This window comes from Sulfuricystis thermophila (assembly GCF_004323595.1).
In the GTDB taxonomy this organism is placed as follows: Bacteria; Pseudomonadota; Gammaproteobacteria; order Burkholderiales; family Rhodocyclaceae; genus Sulfuricystis; species Sulfuricystis thermophila.
The window spans coordinates 1,318,795-1,337,987 of sequence record NZ_AP019373.1 but is presented as its reverse complement, the minus strand read 5'-3'; the positions used below and the strand labels follow the sequence as shown (position 1 = coordinate 1,337,987).

The following is a 19,193-nucleotide window of genomic DNA, read 5'->3' as shown; positions in this document are numbered from 1 at the left end:
CTCGCGGCGTTTCGCAGGGGTTTCGCTTAATCAGTCGCATCTCCGGCCGATCGCGTTTTCCAGCAGCTCCAGGAAATCCCGCTCGTCGCGCACTTGAGCCACCTCGGCCGAGGTGACGGTATAGCCGTATGGCCGGGCGATGGCCTCGTATCGCGGTAGGCGCTCGCGGAACAGATGCGGGAAGATCCAGCGCGTGAAATCGTCTGGATCGGCCTGAGTGATGTCCGTCAAGCCTTTCTCACGCAGGTAACGCGGCACATGTTCGGCGAGAAAGGCGGGCCGGAAGTAAAGCGGCTTTGGGTCGGACTGCGCGCGGCGGATCAGTTCCGCCTCTTCTGCCGCGGTCGTCACCTGGATGTAGAGGATCAGCGTGTGTTCGACCAGGAGATCGATCACGCCTGGATCATCGAGTTCGCAGAGGCTGCCGGCGGCATCATTGACGAAATGTGCATAGCCATAGATCTCCTGCGCTTTCTTGACGAACTCGGGCACATCGTGCATCGCCGCGATTTCGGCCGCCCGGTAGAGTGCCTGACGACGCGAGAATTCGTCGAGCGGCAGACCGCCGCGCGCCGGGTCGCCGAGCTTACCGATGAAAGCAAGCACCGGCCCGAGGTCGTCGATCTTGATGTTGTTCTTGATGTCGATCCAGTCGCGGCGCAGCAGGTCGCGCAGGAAAGGCACCTGCATCGCCTGCTGCTTGACGAGATCGAGGATCGGTTCGTCGAGATAGCGTTTGCCGATGCGGTAGTCGGCCGAGTAATGGAACCAGTCCTGGGTGCGCAACAGCGAGGACAGCCAGGTCTTGCCGACGCCGGACATGCCGAGCAGGGTGATCTTCTTGTGCGGCCAGGCGCGGAATTCAGCGATGGTCAATTTCATGAACGCCATTATCGCGCAGCCCGTTGCGGATAAACTGGCCGCCCCATGAACGAAAGAACAAGCAAGGCCGAGCGCTGGCATGGCCTGTGGTGGATCATGCTCTCCGCCGCCGGTTTCGGCGCGATGGCGATCTTCGCCAAGATCGCCTATGCGGCAGGGGTCACGCTCAGCACGATGCTGTTTCTGCGCTTCATGATCGCCGGTCTGCTGCTGGCGGCATGGGGCAGCATGCACGGCATGTGCTGGCCACGCGGCCGCGATCTGCTCTGGTTGATTTTGATGGGCGCGATCGGCTACGTCGGTCAGGCGTACTGCTATTTTTCCGCGCTGAAATACGCCAGCGCCGGTCTGGTCGCTTTACTTTTGTATCTCTATCCGGCCATCGTCACCTTGCTGTCGGCGCTGCTTTATCGTCGCAAGATCGGTGCCGGGCGGACCATGGCCGTGACGGTGGCGCTCGCCGGTACGGCGCTGACGGTCGGTGGCGACCTTTCCAGCCAGCCGCTCGGCATCCTGCTGGGCATCGCTGCGGCGCTGATTTACTCGCTCTACATCATCGCCGGGGAACGCGTGATGCCACGCGTCGGCGCCTTGCCGGCGGCGGCGGTGGTGATGCTGTCTGCCGCCGTCGTCTATGGCGGCGCGGCGAGCGTCGAGGGCCTGGCCATGCCGCAATCGCTACAGGGTTGGCTCGCAGTGGTGGCGATCGCGATCTTTTCGACGCTGCTCGCGATCCTGGGCTTCTTCAAGGGCCTCGAAAAACTCGGTGCCGCGGATGCCTCGACCCTCTCGACGCTGGAACCACTGGTCACCATCGGCCTGGCTTTCCTGATACTCGGCGAGGCCGTGACGGTGGTGCAGTTGGCGGGGGGAGCGCTGATACTCGCCGCAGTGATCTATCTCGCCCGCCACGACGGGGAGCAAACCGACCAGCCTAGAGTCTGACCAGCTGCGGTGTGACGCTACGCTCGGCCAATGCGGTCAGACCGAGCATCGGCAGCGAGTATTGCAGCCGCTGGGGTTTCGCGGTGGCCTGTAGCCACAGTTCGGCCCGACCGCTCATCGCGCCGCCCAGACGCACGACCTGACGCGCGACGGCATCGGCGACATCGACGAGCTCGGCGCGTCCTGCGATCAAGGGTTCGATGATCGGCGTCAGAAAGGCATAGTGGGTGCAGCCGAGCACGATGCGGTCGACCCCCGATGCGATGAGCGGGGCAATCTTGGCGGCCACTTCGGCGCGGAATTCGCCGGTCAGGGGACGCAAGGCTTCCACATGGCTTGCCCAGCCGGGGCAGGGCACGACCTCCACCGCGACATTTGCGGCATGGCTGGCGATCAGCTGGGCGAGGCGGCGACTCTGCGCGGTCGCCTCGGTGGCCAGCACGGCAATGCGCTTCGTGCGCGTCGATTGCGCGGCGGGCTTCACGCCCGGTTCGACGCCGACGATCGGAATGCCCGGCAGATGGTCGCGCAGCGCCTGGATCGCGGTCGTCGTCGCGGTATTGCAGGCCACCACGATCAGGGAGCAGCCCTGCGCGGCGAGATGCTCGCCGATGGCCAGCACACGGCCGGTGATGAAGCCCTCCGGCTTGTCGCCATAGGGCACGTGGGCAGTATCGGCCAGATAGAGTAAGTCGGCGCGCGGCAGCTGCCGGGCGATGGCGTCCAGCACCGACAGGCCGCCGTAGCCTGAGTCGAAGACGCCGATCATGTGCAAAGTCGGCGCTGGCGGGACGGCACCCTCATGCCGTGACGACGGGAATCTTGCCGATCTTCATGCGCCATTCGCGCGGCCCGGTCTCATGCACCGAAGTGCCGTTGGCATCGACGGCGACGGTGACCGGCATGTCCTTGACCTCGAATTCGTAGATCGCTTCCATGCCAAGGTCGGGGAAGGCCACCACCCGTGCCGCCTTGATCGCCTTCGAGACGAGATAGGCAGCGCCGCCAACGGCCATCAGATAGGCGGAGCGGTGTTTTTTGATCGCCTCGATCGCCGCAGGGCCACGTTCCGCCTTGCCGACCATCGCGATCAGCCCCGTCTGCGCCAGCATCATCTCGGTGAATTTGTCCATGCGGGTGGCCGTCGTCGGGCCGGCGGGGCCGACGACTTCATCCCGCACCGGATCGACCGGGCCGACGTAGTAGATGACGCGGTTGGTGAAATCGACCGGCAGCTTCTCGCCACGGGCGAGCAGATCGGCGATGCGCTTGTGCGCGGCATCGCGACCGGTGAGCATGCGGCCGTTGAGCAACAGAGTCTGCCCAGGCTTCCAGGAAGCGACTTCGGCGGGAGTCAGTGTATCGAGATCGACGCGCAACGACTTTTCGGTGTCCGGCCGCCAGGAAACCTGAGGCCAGTCGGAAAGATTTGGCGGTTCGAGTCTGGCCGGACCGGTGCCATCGAGCGTGAAATGGACATGGCGCGTCGCGGCGCAGTTCGGGATCATCGCCACCGGCAGGCTCGCTGCATGGGTCGGGTAGTCGAGGATCTTCACGTCGAGCACCGTGGTGAGCCCGCCCAAGCCCTGCGCACCGATGCCCAGTGCGTTGACCTTTTCATAGAGTTCGAGGCGCAGCTCCTCGATGCGGTTTTGCGGGCCACGGGCAGCGAGTTCATCGATGTCGACTGGCGCCATCAGGGCTTCCTTGGCGAGCAGCATCGCCTTTTCCGGCGTGCCGCCGATGCCCAGCCCGAGAATGCCCGGCGGGCACCAGCCGGCACCCATCGTCGGCACGGTTTTCAACACCCAGTCGACGATCGAATCGGAAGGGTTCAACATCACGAACTTCGCCTTGTTTTCCGAGCCGCCGCCCTTGGCGGCGCAGATCACCTCGACGGTATCGCCCGGCACGATTTCGACGTGCACCACCGCCGGCGTGTTGTCTTTGCTGTTGATGCGCTTGCCGGCCGGGTCGAGCAGCACCGAGGCTCTCAGCTTGTTGTCCGGATGCAGATAGGCGCGACGCACACCTTCATCGACCATTTCCTGAAGCGACAGCTGCGCATCCCAGCGCACGTTCATGCCGATCTTGAGGAACACCACCGCAATGCCGGTATCCTGGCAGATCGGCCGCTTCCCCTCCGCGCACATGCGGCTGTTGGTGAGGATTTGGGCGATCGCGTCTTTGGCAGCGGGCGACGCTTCGCGTTCATAAGCGCGGCCGAGCGCCTGAATGTAGTCGCGCGGGTGGTAATAGCTGATGAACTGGAAGGCGTCGAAGATCGACTGGATGAAGTCTTCCTGGCGTATCGGCTGGGACATGGGATGCTCCGGTTCAGTGGTTCTGATGCTGGATCGCCAAGGTCTGCATCATGATCTTGTCGGTCCAGGCAATGGCGATGGCGGAAACGAGGAAGGCGAGGTGGATGGCGATCTGGATCATCACGACCCGATCGCTGATCTGCGGCGCGTTGATGAAAGTGCGCAACAAGTGGATCGAGGAGATGCTGATCAACGCGACCGCCAGCTTGACCTTGAGCACACCGGCATTGACATGGGAGAGCCATTCGGGCTGATCCGGGTGTCCTTCGATGGCGTCGAGACGGGAGACGAAGGTCTCATAACCGCCGATGATGACCATGATCAGCAGGTTGGCGATCATCACCACGTCGATGAGGCCCAGCACGATCAGCATTACCTCGGTTTCCGAGAGTTCGCCGGCCTTGCTGACCAGGTGCGCCAGTTCGTGCATGAACTGGTACACATAGACGCCCTGGGCAGCGATCAGGCCGAGGTAGAGCGGCGCCTGCAGCCAGCGACTCCAGAAAATGAAATGCTCCATCGTTTGCACGGCTCTTTTCATCGAGTTCACCCAGCGAGAAACGAAAAGAAAATTCTACACGCCGGAATGGCACGGACCCGCGCTCATTCGACCGTAAGCGCCTTGTAAGCTTGGCCGGCTGAAATGTTCGGCTAGAATGACTTTCCCAAGAGTCTGGCCCCAAACAACAATCAGCGGGCAAGTATCCACAACGTCATTGCGAGAGGAGAAATCTCAATGAGCGCCATCGAATCGGTCATGCAGGAAAGTCGCGTCTTTCCGCCTTCCGAAGAGGTCGTCAAGAAAGCCACCATTTCGGGCATGGCTGCCTATGAGGCCCTGTGCAAGGAAGCCGAGCAGGATTACGCGGGTTACTGGGCCCGTCTGGCCCGCGAACACGTGGTGTGGAAGCAGCCTTTCACCCAGGTGCTCGACGAATCGAATGCGCCGTTCTACAAATGGTTCGCCGATGGCAAGCTGAACGTCTCGTGGAACTGCCTCGACAAAAACGTCGAGGCGGGGTTGGGTGACAAAGTCGCGCTGATCTTCGAAGCCGACGATGGCCAGGTCACCAAGGTCACCTACAAAGAGCTGCTTGCCCGAGTCAACAAGTTCGCCAATGCGCTGCGCGCCGCGGGGATCAAGAAGGGCGACCGCGTTCTGATCTATGTCGCGATGTCGATCGAGGGCGTCGTCGCGATGCAGGCCTGCGCCCGCATCGGCGCGATCCATTCCGTCGTCTTCGGCGGTTTCTCCGCCAAGTCTCTGGAAGAGCGCATCCTCGATGCCGGCGCCTGTGCCGTGATCACGATGGACGAACAACACCGCGGTGGCAAGGCGCTGCCGCTCAAGCCAGCGGTGGACGAAGCCCTCAGTATGGCGACTGGCCATCAGGTCAAGACCGTTTTCGTCATCAAACGTGGCAGCGGCAACTGCAACATGGTGGCCGGCCGCGACGTCTGGTACCACGACGTCGTCGCCAACCAGCCGGACACCTGCGAGCCGGAGTGGGTCGAGGCCGAACACCCGCTGTTCCTGCTCTACACCTCCGGCTCGACCGGCAAGCCGAAAGGCGTGCAGCACAGCTCGGGCGGCTATCTGCTGCACGCGATCCTCACCACCAAATGGACCTTCGATCTCAAGAAGGACGACATCTTTTGGTGCACGGCCGACATCGGCTGGGTCACCGGTCACACCTACATCACCTATGGCCCGCTGGCCTGCGGTGCAACCGAGATCGTCTTCGAATCCGTGCCCACCTATCCCGATGCCGGCCGCTTCTGGCGCATGATCCAGGATCACAAGGTGACGATCTTCTACACGGCGCCGACGGCGATCCGTTCGCTGATCAAGGCCTCCGAAACCAACCCGGCGACCCATCCGCGGAACTACAACCTGAAGTCGCTGCGCATCCTCGGCACGGTCGGCGAGCCGATCAACCCGGAAGCCTGGATGTGGTATTACGAAAACGTCGGTGGCGGCCGTTGCCCGATCGTCGACACCTTCTGGCAGACCGAAACCGGCGGCCACATGATCACGCCGCTGCCGGGCGTGACGCCCTTGGTGCCGGGCTCCTGCACGCTGCCCTTCCCGGGCATTCAGGCCGCGATCGTCGATGAAACCGGCCATGAAGTGCCATGGGGGCAGGGAGGATTCCTGGTCATCAAGAAGCCCTGGCCGTCGATGATCCGGACCATCTGGGGCGACCCGGAGCGTTTCAAGAAGTCCTATTATCCGGCCGACTTCGGCGGCAAGCTGTATCTTGCCGGCGACGGTGCGGTGCGGGACGCCAAAACCGGCTATTTCACGATCATGGGCCGTATCGACGATGTGCTCAACGTTTCCGGCCACCGTATGGGAACGATGGAAATCGAATCCGCCCTGGTGGCCAACCCGCTCGTCGCCGAGGCCGCGGTGGTCGGCCGGCCGGACGAAGTGACCGGTGAGGCGATCTGCGCCTTCGTGGTGCTCAAAGGGCCACGGCCGACGGGCGAGGAAGCGAAAAAGATCGCCGACGAGCTCAGGAATTGGGTCGGCAAGGAGATCGGACCGATCGCCAAACCGAAAGACATCCGTTTTGGAGAGAACCTGCCGAAGACGCGTTCGGGCAAGATCATGCGTCGCCTGTTACGCTCGCTGGCCAAGGGCGAGGAGATCGCTCAAGACGTTTCCACCCTCGAAAACCCTGCCATTCTCGAGCAGCTCAAGCAGGGAATCTGAAAACCGACGTCTCGCGCTCCGGCCTGGTTCAAACAGAATCCCGGGCCGGAGGATGCGAACCGGAGGAGGAAAGAGAAAGCGGTCGCCACAAGCGGCCGCTTCTCGTTTTTCGTGCCGTCCCGCCAGCGCCGACTTGTCAAGGTGAGTCGGTGCCCGGCGGGACGTCGTTCATGTTTCCGCCAGCGCCGACTTTTCGAGCAACGGTCTTTTTGGGTGCTTTCTTCGGCTTGAGCGGGCGGAACGGAGAGCGCAGGATACGCGACGAACGAGTCTGTTGCGTCGAGGTTCCCATCATGATCATCCAATCCGTCGAACTCGTGGCTCTACCGGGTGCGCCCGCTTATCAGGAAAAAATCTATCGTGCCCACCTGGACAACGGCGAGGCCATCGATCTGTTTCAGCAGCATTGGGACGTACCCCTTCCTCCCGAATCGCTGGTGGGGCTGACCCCGGAAGAGGCGCGTCGTGTTCGAGCGCAGAAGATGCTGGCAGCGGCCGGTCTGCATTGACCGGCTACGCTTCAATCGACGGATTCGGACAGCGGTTTGAACCCGCGTTGTTCGGCGAGCAGCGCAGCCGCTTGGCTGGCACTGCCGGTCTTTTCATAAGCCGTCAGCGCTTCGTAACGCGTGATGTGGGCATCGGTCATATTGACCCCGTATTTCTCGATCAGCGCCTGGTCGAATTCGTTCATTATCTTGAGGGTTTCGAATTTCCCCACCCGGTTCATGTTCATGACGATGCCTTGCAATTGTTGTGCCGCGACAAATGGTACAACGGCGATGATGAGGAAAAATGAAACATAAATGACGACGGGCGCCGAAGCGCCCGCCGGCTTTTCTTGGGTGACAAGGCTCAAGCGGCCTCGGCATTGGCCTTAGGCGGCCAGTGCGAAACGCTCATCGTTGGCGTTTGTGGATTTGCGCGAATTACGTTCGTCGCCTTTCGGGTTGCCTGCTTTCCATCAATCGCCCTGTCGAAGCCAGTGCACCCCCACCCAAGAACATCGTCGGCTTTGGCGTCCTGCGTCTGCCCTTGGGTGGAGGTGAGGGGAATCGAACCCCTGTCCAGAACGTTTCCGGATCGCCGGGATTACAACCATGCCGACATTATGGGACTGGCTGTGGGAAATTTCAAGACGACAAATCGCTCGAACAACACTCTGCCCAGCAGTTCGGGGTCTCATAGATGCGCACCCGTTCGAGGCGCAAATGATTGCCATAGACGTCGCGATAGGCCGGAGCAAGCCGTTCGAAAGCGATGCGGGCGAGATTCTCCGCGGTCGGCACCCGATCGAGAATCACCGTCTTGTGGCCGGGCAGGGAGGCAAGAAAATCCACTACCAGCTTATCGCCGGCATAGACGAGAAAGGCATGATCCCAAAGATCGACGATCAGACGCCGGGCAATCGCCTTGACTTCGGCGAAGTCCATCACCATGCCGTTGTACGGTTGGCCGGCGGCCTCGATCACCTCGCCGGCGAGGGTGATTTCCAACGCATAACGGTGACCGTGCAGATGACGGCACTGACTGGCATGGTCGGGAATGCGGTGTCCGGCGTCGAACTCGATGCGACGGGTGATTTTCATGAGGGGCGTGATAATCTGCGGTTCGCCATTATATTCCGGGCATGTGCCCCATGACCTTTCCATCGCGGCGGCTTTCCGCCAGTAACCATGACCGCGACAGCAGCGGCATGACCTATGTCTACCCGGTGGTCTCCCGGCGCGCGCGCGGTGTCTCCGTCGGCATCAACCTGAATCCGAACAACGCCTGCAACTGGCGCTGCATCTACTGTCAGGTGCCGAACCTCAAGCGCGGCGGGCCGCCACCGATCGATCTCGGTCTCCTGGAAACCGAATTACGCGCGCTTTTGACGGCGATGGTCCACGGCGATTATCTGCAACGCCATGTCCCGCCGGAGGCGCGCCGACTGGTCGATGTCGCGTTTTCCGGCAACGGCGAGCCGACCAGCGCGCGCGAATTCCCCGCTGCCGTCGCCTTGGTCGCTCGGGTGCTCGATGATTTTCCGCTGCCACGAGCGCCGCTGTTGCGGCTCATCACCAATGGCAGCTTGCTCGGCCGCAAAACCGTACAGGAAGGCATCCGCTGCATTGGAGATCGCCAGGGCGAGGTCTGGTTCAAGATCGATGGCGTGGGAGCGGAAACCACCCGCCTGATCAACGGCGTCGATTTGCAGCCTGGGACAGTGTTGCGCAGGCTCAGAGCCTGTGCGTCGATGTGTCCGACCTGGGTGCAGAGCTGTTTTTTCATGCTCGACGGCGCAACGCCATCGCAGGATGCGCTCGAACGCTATCTGGCGCTCCTCGGCAGCGCGCGGGATGTGCTCGCCGGGGTGCATCTCTATGGTTTGGCGCGTCCTTCGCAGCAACCGGAAGCCGCACGACTGAAAGCCTTACCCTCCGAGTGGCTAGAGGAATTCGCGCAACGGATCCGCATGACGACCGGGCTGACCGTTCAGGTCAGCCCATGAATTCCCACTTCAGCCTTTTTTGGCGGCCCGGGCTTCCTTCTTGAGCTCCTTGAAGAGGTCGGGCTTCTTGGACTTCAGGTACTCGATGACTTCCCAATCCTCTTTCTTGATCTTCTGGATGTCGATCTGTTCGACATGCACGAGGCGGAGAAGATGCTGCACCGGCCGCGGCATGTTGCGGCCGCTTTCGTAGCGGGAACCACCGCTTTGGGTCACACCGAGTTTCGACCAGAATTGCTGCTGGTTCATGCCGAGCTTGCGGCGGATTTCGCGCACGTCGATTTTGTCGGTTGATTTCATCTGATTATCCTTTCGTTAGATTCAAGATGGGTATGATGGGCGACTCGTTTATACAACGGAAGTTATAGGTTTGCAAGCATATCGAATATTGGCTTGCCATACAAGCGGCGCAACTACGTAGTTTCCGCAAGATTGCGCTTTCGGCTAGAATGCGCCACTTTCTTTTTTGGATCGAACATGGCGCTGATCGTTCAAAAATACGGGGGCACCTCGGTGGGCAGCCCCGAACGCATCCGGGAAGTCGCCCGGCGCATCAAACGTTGGAAATTGCAGGGGCATCAGCTGGTGGTGGTCGTCTCCGCGATGAGCGGCGAAACCAACCGGCTGATCGCCCTCGCCAAGGAGGTCTCGCCGAACCCGCATCCGCGCGAACTCGACGTGATGGTCTCCACCGGGGAACAGGTCACCATCGCGCTCTTGGCGATGGCCTTGCAGGATATCGGCATCAAGGCGAAGAGTTACACCGGCGGCCAGGTCAAGGTGCTCACCGACAGCACGTTCACCAAGGCGCGCATTCTCTCGATCGACGAGCACAACATCCGCGCCGATCTCGACGACGACACGGTCGTGATCGTGGCCGGCTTCCAAGGGGTGGATGAAGAGGGCAACATCACCACACTGGGGCGCGGCGGTTCGGATACCTCTGCGGTTGCCCTCGCTGCGGCGTTGAAGGCCGACGAGTGCCAGATCTATACCGATGTCGATGGCGTCTACACTACCGATCCGCGCGTCGTTCCCGAGGCGCGCAAGCTCGACCGCATCACCTTCGAGGAAATGCTCGAGATGGCGAGTCTGGGCTCCAAGGTTCTGCAGATCCGCTCGGTCGAATTCGCCGGCAAATACAAAGTCAAATTGCGCGTGCTTTCCAGCTTCGAAGAAGAAGGCAAGGAAACTTCTGGCACGCTGATCACCGTTGAGGAAGACACCACCATGGAACAACCGATCATTTCCGGCATTGCCTTCAATCGTGACGAAGCCAAGCTGACCGTGCTGGGCGTGCCGGATCGTCCCGGCATCGCGTCGCAGATCCTCGGGCCGATCTCCGAGGCCAACATCGACGTCGACATGATCATCCAGAACGTCGGTCACGACGGCACCACGGATTTCTCCTTCACCGTCAATCGCGGCGAATACGCACGGGCTCTGAAGATTCTCGAAGAGCAGGTCAAGCCACACATCGGCGCGCGTGCGATCGAAGGCGACAACAAGATCTGCAAGGTCTCCGCCGTCGGCGTCGGCATGCGCTCCCACCCCGGTGTCGCCAGCAAGATGTTCCGGGTGCTGGCCGAGGAGGGGATCAACATCCAGATGATTTCCACCTCCGAAATCAAGATCTCGGTCGTCGTCGACGAGAAGTATCTGGAACTCGCCGTGCGCGTGCTGCACCAGGCCTTCGGGCTCGACAAGGCGCCAGCTTGAGTTTGACCCGAAAAGGTGTGGCGGGTATCATCCGCCCACTTCGGAGACGTGGCCGAGAGGTCGAAGGCACTCCCCTGCTAAGGGAGCATACGGGCCAAAACCTGTATCGAGGGTTCGAATCCCTCCGTCTCCGCCAAGTGATACGCGAATAGGAACAAAGGCGGACCGCGGTTCGCCTTTTTGCTTGGATACGAGACCATGTTCGATTTCGTTCGCAACAACAAGAAAGTCGTCCAGCTGGTGCTGGCGATCATCATTCTGCCATTTGCCCTGTGGGGGGTGGATTCCTACATTCGCGGCAGCGGCGGCGGAGCGAACGAGATTGCCCGGGTCGGTAAGTCGCCGATCAGTCGTGATGAATTCCAACGCGCTCTGACCGAGCAGCAGGAGCGTCTGCGGCCGCAGCTGGGCAACAATACGGCCTTGTTGGACAGCCCAGAGATCCGGCGTGGCGTGCTGCAGGAGCTGATCAACCAGCGCGCGCTGCATTTACATGCCGCCGAGGCGCACATGGGCATCAGCAACGAAATGCTGGCGGCGATCATTACCTCCTTGCCGGCGCTGCAGGTGGATGGCAAGTTTTCGCGCGAACGTTACGAGACGATGGTCGCCGGCCAGAACATGAGTATTGCCCAGTTCGAGGCGATGCTCCGGCGTGATTTGATCACGCAGCAACAGCTGTTGCCGATCCCGAATGCCTCTTTCACGGGCAAGCTGCCGGTGGAGCGTTGGCTGATCGCCCGGCTCGAGGAGCGCGACATCGCCGAGGCCATGCTGCCCGTCGAGCAGTTCCTCGCCGCCAGCAAGCCGGATGCGCAGGCGGTGCAGCGTTATTACGACGAGAATCGTGCCCGTTTCGAACAGCCCGAGCAGGTGCGCGTGGAATATCTGGTGTTGAGTCGCGACAAACTGATCGAGAATGCCAAGGTCAGCGAGGCGGAGATCAAGGCTTTTTACGAGGCGAATCTCGCCCGCTACCGTACCCCGGAGCAGCGGCGCGCCAGCCACATCCTGATCCGCGTCGAGAAAAATGCCTCGGCCGACGAGGTCAAAGCCGCGGAAGAAAAGGCCAGGCAGATTCTGGCCGAGGTGCGCGCCAAACCGGACGATTTCGCCCGGCTGGCGAAAGCGCATTCCCAGGACCCGGGTTCTGCCGCGAAGGGCGGCGATCTCGGCTTCTTTGGTCGCGGCATGATGGTCAAGCCTTTCGAAGAAGCCGTTTTCTCGTTGCAGGATAATCAGCTGTCCGATCTCGTGCGCTCGGATTTCGGTTTTCACATCATCAAACTGACCGGCATCCGTCCTGAACAGGCGCGCAAGTTCGACGAGGTGCGCGGCGAGATCGAGGCGGAGCTCAAGCGACAAGCGGGTGCGAAGCAGTATGTCGAGGCGGCGGAAGGTTTCGCCAATCTGGCCTATGAGCAGGCCGACAGCCTCAAGCCGGCGGCGGAAAAATACGGGCTGACGATCCAGACCTCGGATTGGCTGGCGAAGGATGGGCATCTTTCCGCACCCTTCACGAATCCGAAGCTGCTGCAGGCGATCTTTTCCGAAGATGCGCTCAAGAACCGGCGCAATACCGAGGCGATCGAAACCGCGCCGAACATGCTCGTTGCCGCGCGTGTGATCGATCATCGTCCCGCCGAGCTGCTGCCGCTCGAAAAAGTGGCTGGCATGATCGAACAGGTGCTCTCACGCGAGGCGGCTTTGGCCAAGGCTGCAGAGGCAGGTGAAGCGGAGCTTGCCAAGCTGCGCGGGGGCGAGAAGTCCACGCTCACGTGGGGAACGGTGCGCGCAGTGAGCCGCCAGCATGCGCCGGAGGTCGGAGCCGACGCGCTCGCGGCGATCTTCGCCGTGGACGCGAAGCAACTACCGGCCTATACGGGAGTGAAGACGCCGAAGGGCTTTGCCTTGTACCGGGTCGATCGGGTCAGACCCTTCGATCCGACGAATCCGGGCGAAGCCGCACCGCGCGCCCAGGCCTTGCAACAGCAATACAACGACGTCGTGGCGCGTGAAGAGTTGATCGGCTGGCTGGCCGCATTGCGCGAGCACTATGGCGTGACGATCAACAGCGCAGCGCTCGAGCGGAAATAGGCAACACCGAATAAGCCGCTTTTTGGACTCTTGCGATTTAGTCCATTCAAAGTCGGCGCTGGCGGAACGGCACCGACCGAAGGGGCCACGATTCAGCCGTTTCCGTTCGAACCCGGCAACGGATCGGGATTGCCCATCGCGACGGTGTGCGTGCCGCCATCGACGTACAACACTTCGCCCGTGATGCCGCTCGCCAAGTCGGAGAGCAGGAAGGCCGCGGCATTGCCGACTTCGTCGATCGTCACGTTGCGCCTGAGCGGCGCGTGGTGCGCGTTGTAGGCGAGCAGCTTGCTGAAATTGCCGATGCCCGAGGCGGCCAGGGTCTTGATCGGGCCGGCCGATACCGCATTGGCGCGGATGCCGCGCGGCCCGAGGCTGAACGCGAGGTAGCGGGTGGCCGCTTCGAGGCTCGCCTTGGCCAGCCCCATCGTGTTGTAGTTCGGCATCGTGCGTTCGGCGCCGAGATAGGTCATGCACACCAGCGACGGATTGTTGCCCTTGAACAGCAGCGGGCGCGCCGCCTTGACCATGGCCGGAAAGCTATAGGAAGAGATTTCATGGGCGATGCGGAAGGCTTCGCGGGAAATGCCGTCGAGGAAGTCGCCTTCGATCGCTTCGTTGGGGGCATAGGCGATCGAATGGACGAGGCCATCGAGACCGTCCCAACGCTCAGCGATGGCGGCGAAGGCGGCATCGATCTGCGCGTCGTCGGCGACATCGAGCGGATACACCATATCGCTGCCGAATTCGGCGGCGAACTTCTGCAGGCGTTCCTGAAAGCGTTCGCTCTGGTAGGTGAAGGCCAGCTGCGCGCCTTCCCGGTGGCAGGCCTTGGCGATGCCATAGGCGATCGATCGGTTCGACAACAGGCCGGTGATCAGGATGCGCTTGCCGGCAAGAAAACCCATGGTGATTCCTCCCAATGCGTTCCAACGGAGCCGGATTATAGCGGCGATTGCATTACACTTCGGCCATGCGGCGGCTGCTCATTTCGTTGGCGAGTTTTCTGCTCGGTGCCTGCGGCCCGGTTTGGAATGATCCCTACCCGGCCGCCGAGCGCGGACAGAACATCTTCTACACGGCCTTTACCGAGCGGCCGAAGCATCTCGATCCGGTGCAATCCTACAGTGAAGACGAGATCACTTTCACGGCACAGATCTACGAGCCGCCGCTGCAATACCACTATCTGAAACGCCCCTATGAGCTGATTCCCGCGACGGCTAAGGCCGTGCCGCAGCCCAGTTATCTCGATGCCGAGGGTCGCCCCCTGCCTGCCGATGCCGATGCGGCGCAGATCGCTTTCACCGACTATGTGATCGAGATCAAGCCAGGCATCCTGTATCAGCCGCATCCGGCTTTTGCCGAACAGCCGGCGGACATTGCACGTTTTCATACGCTGGCCGATTTCCCCAACCGCGGCACACGCGAGCTGGTCGCCGAGGATTACGTCTATGCGATCAAACGGCTCGCTCATCCGCACTTGCACTCGCCGATCCTCGGCCTGATGAGCGACTACATCGTCGGTTTGAAGGCGTTTGCCGAACGGCTACAAAAGTCGGCACTGGCGGGACGGCACGAATGGCTCGATCTGCGGGAATTTCCGCTCGATGGCGCAGTGGCCATCGATCGCTACCGTTATCGCATCCGCATCAGGGGCAAGTACCCGCAATTCCTCTACTGGCTGACGATGCCCTTCTTCGCGCCGATGCCCTGGGAAGCCGATCGTTTCCACAGCCAGCCCGGCATGGCGGAGAAGAATCTCACGCTCGATTGGTACCCAATCGGCACCGGCCCCTACATGCTGACCGAGAACAATCCGAATGCGCGCATGGTGCTGGAGCGCAACCCCAATTTCCGCGGCGAAACCTATCCCTGTGAAGGCGAGCCGGGTGACAGGGAAGCGGGGCTGCTGGATGATTGCGGCAGGCCGCTGCCGTTCATCGACAAGGTGGTGTTCACGCGCGAGAAGGAGCAGATTCCCTACTGGAACAAGTTCCTGCAGGGCTATTACGATGCCTCGGGCATCGCTTCGGATTCCTTCGACCAGGCGGTGCAGGTCGGCGCAGGGGGCGAAGTCTCGCTGACCCCCGAAATGCAGGCGCAGGGCATCCGTTTGTCGACCTCGGTGGCCACCTCGACCTTCTACATGGGCTTCAACATGCTCGATCCGCTGGTCGGCGGCGACAGCCCGGCGGCCCGGAAAATCCGCCAGGCGATCGCCATCGCCATCGACCAGGAAGAGTTCATCTCGATCTTCCAGAATGGCCGCGGCATCCCGGCGATGAGCCCGCTCCCGCCGGGTATTTTCGGCCACCGTGAAGGGCGGGCAGGCATCAACCCGATCGTCTATGAATGGACGGATGGGGGCGCGCGTCGCAAAGGCATTGAAAAGGCCCGCCGCCTGCTCGCGGAAGCCGGCTGGCCCGATGGTCGCAATGCCAAGACGGGCGAGCCACTGATCATCAATCTCGACACCACGGCCACCGGCGTCGGCGCGAAATCCCGCATCGACTGGCTGAACAAGCAGTTCCAGAAGCTCGGCGTGCAGCTCGTGGTGCGCAGCACCGATTACAACCGCTTCCAGGAGAAGGTGAGAAAAGGCGCGGTGCAGTTGTTCTATTTCGGCTGGAATGCCGATTATCCGGATCCGGAAAACTTTCTATTCCTGCTCTACGGCCCGCAGGGCAAGGTCAAGCATGGCGGCGAGAATGCCGCGAACTACGCCAATCCGGAATACGACCGCCTGTTCGAGCGCATGCGGGCGATGGAGAATGGTCCCGAGCGGCAGCGAATCATCGACCGCATGCTGGCGATCCTGCACGAGGACACGCCCTGGGTCTGGGGCTTCCACCCAAAGGATTACAGCTTGCGCCACGCCTGGCTTTTGAATCGCAAACCGACCAAGGTCGGCAACAACACACTCAAATACCAGCGCATCGACGTGGCGCTGCGCGAAAAGCTGCGCGCGCAGTGGAACCGACCGGTGCTTTGGCCGCTGTTGGCGGTCGGTGGCCTGCTGGTCGCCCTGGCCTTACCGGCGGTCCTCAGTCACCGCCGCCGTGAGAAGGCGCTGGCGAAAAGCTGATCAGGCCGGGCGCCGGGCGCGCAACAGATAGTTGACGCTGGTGTCGCTACCGAGAGAGTAGGTTCGGGTCAGTGGGTTGTAGCTCATGCCGATGATTTCTTCGACTTCCAGATTCGCCTGACGCGCGAAGCGCGCCAATTCCGCCGGGCGCAGAAATTTCGCGTATTCGTGGGTACCTTTCGGCAGCAGGCGCAGCACGTATTCGGCGCCGATCACCGCGAACAGCCAGGCCTTCGGATTGCGGTTGATGGTCGAGAAAAACACTTGGCCACCGGGTTTGACCAGGCTGGCGCAGGCGCGCACGGTCGAAGCCGGGTCCGGCACATGCTCGAGCATTTCGAGACAGGTGACGACATCGAAGCAGCCGGGCATCTCCGCAGCGAGCGCTTCGGCCGAAACGAGGCGATAGTCGATCCGGTGGCCGCTTTCATGCAGATGCAGCATGGCGACGGCCAACGGCTTTTCCGACAGATCGATGCCCATCACCTCGGCGCCGAGCGCCGCCATGCCTTCGGAGAGCAGTCCGCCACCACAGCCGACATCGAGGACTTTCTTGCCGGCAAGACGGGCACAGCGATCGATCCAGCCAAGCCGCAGCGGATTGATGTCGTGCAGAGGCTTGAATTCCGAGTTCGGGTCCCACCAGCGATGGGCTAGCTCGCCGAATTTGGCGAGTTCCTGCGGATCGAAATTGACGGTCGTACTCATGGCGGGCTCCGGAAAAGGAAAAGCCCTGCCAGGCAGGGCTTTTCAGATGCAAGGACGGGCGTGCTCAGTTTTGCGTGCCGATCACTTCGATCTCGACGCGACGGTCAGGTTGCAGGCACTCGATCAGCTTCTTGTTCTTGCGGTTCTCGGGTCCCATCTTGTTGCACTTGTCGCCAGTCACCGGCTGCTTCTCGCCCTTGCCTTCGGCATAGACGCGGTTGGCCTCGATGCCCTTGCTCACCAGATAGTCTTTGACGGCGGCGGCGCGACGCTCGGACAGCTTCTGGTTGTAGGCATCCTTGCCGATGCGGTCGGCATGGCCGACGGCGATGATCACTTCCAGCTTGATGGCGCCGATGTCGCTGACCAGTTTGTCGAGCTTGGCCTTGCCTTCCGGACGCAGCGTGGCCTTGTCGAAATCGAACAGCGCGTCGGCAGCCAGTGTCACCTTCTTCGCGGCGGGCTTCGGCGCGGGCGCGGGTTGGGCCGCAGGCGCCGGTGCGGGAGCAGGGGCCGGTGCTGCCTTCGGCACCAGGTCGGGATCGCATTCGGCGATCGCCATCGCCGGCGTCCAGTAGCCGGTGCGCCAGCACAGGCCGGTGCCGCTCTTGGCGACATAACCGCGCTGATCGATCACATAGCCGACGGTGCCTTTGAGGTCGACACCCGGAGTTTGGGCTTGGGCAGCGGCGCCGATGCCGGCGGCCAAGGCTGCCATCAGGAGATGCTTGGAGGCGAGCTTGATCATGTTTTTTCTTCCCTCGATGAAGGTTGTTGAAAAAGGAAATCTCTTCAAGAAAGCTTGAGCTTTAGTCGCTTGGCATTATTCTGCGGCTAATGTTTATAAATAATAGCACTATTCCAAATTTGTGCCTTGGCCAGTAAGGCGGCAGTGTCGAGGTCGACGGGGCGAGTGTCTTTTATACGCAACTTGCCGGCGACCCAGACATGGCTGATCTGCTCACGTCCCGCTACATAGACGAGATGGGAAACCGGATCGAAACAAGGTTGGATTTCCCAGCCGTCCAGCCGCAACGCGCACAAGTCGGCCGCCTTGCCCGGCACCAACGAACCAATCTCACTGCTCAAACCCAACGCCCGGGCCCCGTCGAGGGTTGACATGCGCAGCGCCTGGTGGGCAGGCAGGCACGCCGCATCGCGGCTGCCCAGCTTGGCGAGCAGGGCGGCGTGCCGCATTTCCTGCAGCACGTCGAGACGATTGTTGCTGGCGGCCCCGTCAGTGCCCAGACCGACGCCGACGCCCTTGGTCAGCAAGGCGCCGACCGGGGCGAGACCGCTGGCAAGCTTCATGTTCGAGGTCGGACAGTGGGCGACATGACTGCCATGTTCCGCCAACAGGTCGATTTCGGCATCCAGGAGATGCACGGCATGGACGGCGATCAGCTGTGGGCCGAGCAGGCCAAGATGCTTGAGGCGTTGCAGCGGCCGGACGCCATGTTCCTTGAGGCTGCCGGCGATTTCCTCTTCGGTTTCGTGGACGTGGATGTGAACTGGCAGATCGAGCTGGTCGGCGAGCACGGCGACACGCTCGAAGGTCTTGTCGGCAACGGTATAGGGCGCATGCGGCGCGAGGCAAAAGGAAATCAGCGGCGCGTCTGCTAGCGCATCACGGGTTGCCAATCCCTTGGCCAGATAGTCTTCGGCGTCACTGCCGTAGGCACTGGGAAACTCGAACACGGTGATGCCCAGCGCGGCGCGCATGCCGGCCTCCAGGGCTGCTTTGGCGGCCGCTTGCGGAAAGAAATACATGTCGTTGAAACAGGTGACGCCTCCCCGGAGCATCTCCCAACAGGCGAGCAGGGTGCCGTCGCGGACGAATTCCGGCGCGACATGACGTTGTTCCGCCGGCCAGATGCGCTCGGTGAGCCAGCGCATCAACGGCATGTCGTCGGCAAAACCGCGCAGCAGCGTCATCGCGGCATGGGTGTGCAGGTTGACGAGGCCCGGCAGCAGGAGATGATCGTTGAGCGCGAAATGTTCGCGTGGCGCGTAGCGCTGGTGGGCTTCCGCGCTCGGCAGCAGTGCAACGATGCGCCCTTGGTGGATCGCCAGGCTATGGTGTTCGAGCAGCAGGTTTTCCGGTTCGACAGGCACGATCCAGCGCGCATCGATCAGTTGATCGATGGCCTGCGGCCCGGCTGGGAATTCGGAAGGCATGGGTGCTAGAATTGACGACTCTCAAGAGCGCCCATTCTAGCG

18 protein-coding genes, 1 tRNA gene and 1 other RNA gene are annotated in these 19,193 nt (G+C 61.7%); 8 read left to right on the top strand and 12 right to left on the bottom strand.

What is annotated here, in order from left to right:
* Window positions 1–30: 30 nt before the first annotated feature.
* Window positions 31–882, bottom strand: coding sequence for an ATPase (locus tag M52SOB_RS06685; protein ID WP_131111146.1), 852 nt, complete (start codon window positions 880–882; stop codon window positions 31–33).
* 45 nt (window positions 883–927) lie between these two features.
* Between M52SOB_RS06685 and M52SOB_RS06680 the strand changes: the two genes are divergently transcribed.
* Complete coding sequence (locus M52SOB_RS06680) at window positions 928–1,827, top strand: DMT family transporter (protein ID WP_131111145.1); 900 nt, start codon at window positions 928–930, stop codon at window positions 1,825–1,827.
* On the opposite strand, the gene murI is transcribed toward M52SOB_RS06680, so the two are convergent.
* Genes murI through M52SOB_RS06665 form a run of 3 tightly spaced genes read right to left on the bottom strand, consistent with a single transcriptional unit; the run spans window position 1,817 to window position 4,692 of the window.
* Window positions 1,817–2,596, bottom strand: coding sequence for a glutamate racemase (gene murI / locus M52SOB_RS06675; protein WP_131111144.1), 780 nt, complete (start codon window positions 2,594–2,596; stop codon window positions 1,817–1,819). The two genes, M52SOB_RS06680 and murI, sit on opposite strands and share 11 nt — an antisense overlap.
* 31 nt (window positions 2,597–2,627) lie before the next feature.
* Window positions 2,628–4,151: a fumarate hydratase gene (locus tag M52SOB_RS06670; protein WP_131111143.1), complete on the bottom strand. Its 1,524-nt coding sequence runs from the start codon at window positions 4,149–4,151 to the stop codon at window positions 2,628–2,630.
* A 13-nt stretch (window positions 4,152–4,164) separates the two neighbouring features.
* A complete protein-coding gene (locus tag M52SOB_RS06665; protein WP_131111142.1) occupies window positions 4,165–4,692 on the bottom strand; it encodes a TIGR00645 family protein in 528 nt (175 codons plus the stop codon).
* Window positions 4,693–4,887: 195 nt separating this feature from the next.
* On the opposite strand from M52SOB_RS06665, the gene acs reads away from it, so the two are divergent.
* Both acs and M52SOB_RS06655 read left to right on the top strand, forming a co-directional pair.
* Complete coding sequence (gene acs / locus M52SOB_RS06660; protein WP_172601767.1) at window positions 4,888–6,870, top strand: acetate--CoA ligase; 1,983 nt, start codon at window positions 4,888–4,890, stop codon at window positions 6,868–6,870.
* Between the two features lie 293 nt (window positions 6,871–7,163).
* Complete coding sequence (locus M52SOB_RS06655; RefSeq protein ID WP_131111141.1) at window positions 7,164–7,379, top strand: hypothetical protein; 216 nt, start codon at window positions 7,164–7,166, stop codon at window positions 7,377–7,379.
* 11 nt (window positions 7,380–7,390) lie between these two features.
* Here M52SOB_RS06655 and M52SOB_RS06650 read toward each other — a convergent pair whose 3' ends face one another.
* The 3 genes from M52SOB_RS06650 to queD form a co-directional block, all read right to left on the bottom strand.
* Window positions 7,391–7,606: a hypothetical protein gene (locus tag M52SOB_RS06650; RefSeq protein ID WP_131111140.1), complete on the bottom strand. Its 216-nt coding sequence runs from the start codon at window positions 7,604–7,606 to the stop codon at window positions 7,391–7,393.
* 71 nt (window positions 7,607–7,677) lie between these two features.
* Window positions 7,678–8,021, bottom strand: a transfer-messenger RNA (tmRNA) gene (gene ssrA / locus M52SOB_RS06645).
* Entirely contained in the window at window positions 8,004–8,459 is a 456-nt protein-coding gene (queD, locus tag M52SOB_RS06640) for a 6-carboxytetrahydropterin synthase QueD (RefSeq protein WP_172601766.1), read from the bottom strand. Before queD ends, ssrA begins: the two co-directional genes overlap by 18 nt.
* Window positions 8,460–8,509: 50 nt before the next feature.
* Here queD and M52SOB_RS06635 point away from each other — a divergent pair, with 50 nt between their 5' ends.
* Window positions 8,510–9,364, top strand: a complete 855-nt coding sequence (locus tag M52SOB_RS06635) for a radical SAM protein (RefSeq protein WP_172601765.1) — start codon at window positions 8,510–8,512, stop codon at window positions 9,362–9,364.
* 9 nt (window positions 9,365–9,373) lie between these two features.
* Here the strand turns inward: M52SOB_RS06635 and M52SOB_RS06630 are convergent, their stop codons facing one another.
* The gene (locus M52SOB_RS06630) at window positions 9,374–9,664 is read right to left on the bottom strand and encodes a helix-turn-helix domain-containing protein (protein WP_131111138.1); all 291 of its coding nucleotides are present in this window, start codon (window positions 9,662–9,664) and stop codon (window positions 9,374–9,376) included.
* A gap of 177 nt (window positions 9,665–9,841) precedes the next feature.
* Between M52SOB_RS06630 and M52SOB_RS06625 the strand changes: the two genes are divergently transcribed.
* From M52SOB_RS06625 to M52SOB_RS06615, 3 genes are all read left to right on the top strand, one after another.
* On the top strand, window positions 9,842–11,083 hold the full coding sequence (locus M52SOB_RS06625; RefSeq protein WP_131111137.1) for an aspartate kinase: 1,242 nt from the start codon (window positions 9,842–9,844) through the stop codon (window positions 11,081–11,083).
* A gap of 42 nt (window positions 11,084–11,125) precedes the next feature.
* A tRNA-Ser gene (locus M52SOB_RS06620) sits at window positions 11,126–11,219 on the top strand.
* A gap of 62 nt (window positions 11,220–11,281) precedes the next feature.
* Window positions 11,282–13,180 (top strand): SurA N-terminal domain-containing protein, encoded by a 1,899-nt coding sequence (locus M52SOB_RS06615; protein WP_131111136.1) that lies wholly within the window; start codon window positions 11,282–11,284, stop codon window positions 13,178–13,180.
* A 92-nt stretch (window positions 13,181–13,272) separates the two neighbouring features.
* On the opposite strand, the gene fabI is transcribed toward M52SOB_RS06615, so the two are convergent.
* Window positions 13,273–14,088 carry an enoyl-ACP reductase FabI gene (gene fabI / locus M52SOB_RS06610; RefSeq protein WP_131111135.1) on the bottom strand — a complete coding sequence of 272 codons (816 nt, stop codon included), beginning with the start codon at window positions 14,086–14,088 and terminating at the stop codon, window positions 13,273–13,275.
* 65 nt (window positions 14,089–14,153) lie between these two features.
* Between fabI and M52SOB_RS06605 the strand changes: the two genes are divergently transcribed.
* A complete protein-coding gene (locus M52SOB_RS06605) occupies window positions 14,154–16,265 on the top strand; it encodes an ABC transporter substrate-binding protein (protein WP_131111134.1) in 2,112 nt (703 codons plus the stop codon).
* Here M52SOB_RS06605 and ubiG read toward each other — a convergent pair whose 3' ends face one another.
* The 3 genes from ubiG to M52SOB_RS06590 form a co-directional block, all read right to left on the bottom strand.
* A complete protein-coding gene (gene ubiG, locus M52SOB_RS06600) occupies window positions 16,266–16,973 on the bottom strand; it encodes a bifunctional 2-polyprenyl-6-hydroxyphenol methylase/3-demethylubiquinol 3-O-methyltransferase UbiG (protein WP_131111133.1) in 708 nt (235 codons plus the stop codon).
* Between the two features lie 64 nt (window positions 16,974–17,037).
* A complete protein-coding gene (gene ompA, locus M52SOB_RS06595) occupies window positions 17,038–17,721 on the bottom strand; it encodes an outer membrane protein OmpA (protein ID WP_131111132.1) in 684 nt (227 codons plus the stop codon).
* Window positions 17,722–17,807: 86 nt separating this feature from the next.
* Complete coding sequence (locus M52SOB_RS06590) at window positions 17,808–19,151, bottom strand: TRZ/ATZ family hydrolase (protein ID WP_131111131.1); 1,344 nt, start codon at window positions 19,149–19,151, stop codon at window positions 17,808–17,810.
* Window positions 19,152–19,193 lie beyond the last annotated feature (42 nt).

What these genes read in the sequence shown, in the direction of transcription:
- acs (WP_172601767.1), top strand. Translation starts at nt 4,888, where the DNA reads ATGAGCGCCATCGAATCGGTCATGCAGGAAAGTCGCGTCTTTCCGCCT.
- M52SOB_RS06635 (WP_172601765.1), top strand. Translation starts at nt 8,510, where the DNA reads ATGACCTTTCCATCGCGGCGGCTTTCCGCCAGTAACCATGACCGCGAC.
- M52SOB_RS06680 (WP_131111145.1), top strand. Translation starts at nt 928, where the DNA reads ATGAACGAAAGAACAAGCAAGGCCGAGCGCTGGCATGGCCTGTGGTGG.
- murI (WP_131111144.1), bottom strand. Translation starts at nt 2,596, where the DNA reads ATGATCGGCGTCTTCGACTCAGGCTACGGCGGCCTGTCGGTGCTGGAC.
- ompA (WP_131111132.1), bottom strand. Translation starts at nt 17,721, where the DNA reads ATGATCAAGCTCGCCTCCAAGCATCTCCTGATGGCAGCCTTGGCCGCC.
- ubiG (WP_131111133.1), bottom strand. Translation starts at nt 16,973, where the DNA reads ATGAGTACGACCGTCAATTTCGATCCGCAGGAACTCGCCAAATTCGGC.
- M52SOB_RS06625 (WP_131111137.1), top strand. Translation starts at nt 9,842, where the DNA reads ATGGCGCTGATCGTTCAAAAATACGGGGGCACCTCGGTGGGCAGCCCC.
- M52SOB_RS06655 (WP_131111141.1), top strand. Translation starts at nt 7,164, where the DNA reads ATGATCATCCAATCCGTCGAACTCGTGGCTCTACCGGGTGCGCCCGCT.
- M52SOB_RS06615 (WP_131111136.1), top strand. Translation starts at nt 11,282, where the DNA reads ATGTTCGATTTCGTTCGCAACAACAAGAAAGTCGTCCAGCTGGTGCTG.
- M52SOB_RS06685 (WP_131111146.1), bottom strand. Translation starts at nt 882, where the DNA reads ATGAAATTGACCATCGCTGAATTCCGCGCCTGGCCGCACAAGAAGATC.
- M52SOB_RS06630 (WP_131111138.1), bottom strand. Translation starts at nt 9,664, where the DNA reads ATGAAATCAACCGACAAAATCGACGTGCGCGAAATCCGCCGCAAGCTC.
- fabI (WP_131111135.1), bottom strand. Translation starts at nt 14,088, where the DNA reads ATGGGTTTTCTTGCCGGCAAGCGCATCCTGATCACCGGCCTGTTGTCG.
- queD (WP_172601766.1), bottom strand. Translation starts at nt 8,459, where the DNA reads ATGAAAATCACCCGTCGCATCGAGTTCGACGCCGGACACCGCATTCCC.
- M52SOB_RS06605 (WP_131111134.1), top strand. Translation starts at nt 14,154, where the DNA reads ATGCGGCGGCTGCTCATTTCGTTGGCGAGTTTTCTGCTCGGTGCCTGC.
- M52SOB_RS06590 (WP_131111131.1), bottom strand. Translation starts at nt 19,151, where the DNA reads ATGCCTTCCGAATTCCCAGCCGGGCCGCAGGCCATCGATCAACTGATC.
- M52SOB_RS06670 (WP_131111143.1), bottom strand. Translation starts at nt 4,151, where the DNA reads ATGTCCCAGCCGATACGCCAGGAAGACTTCATCCAGTCGATCTTCGAC.
- M52SOB_RS06665 (WP_131111142.1), bottom strand. Translation starts at nt 4,692, where the DNA reads ATGAAAAGAGCCGTGCAAACGATGGAGCATTTCATTTTCTGGAGTCGC.
- M52SOB_RS06650 (WP_131111140.1), bottom strand. Translation starts at nt 7,606, where the DNA reads ATGAACATGAACCGGGTGGGGAAATTCGAAACCCTCAAGATAATGAAC.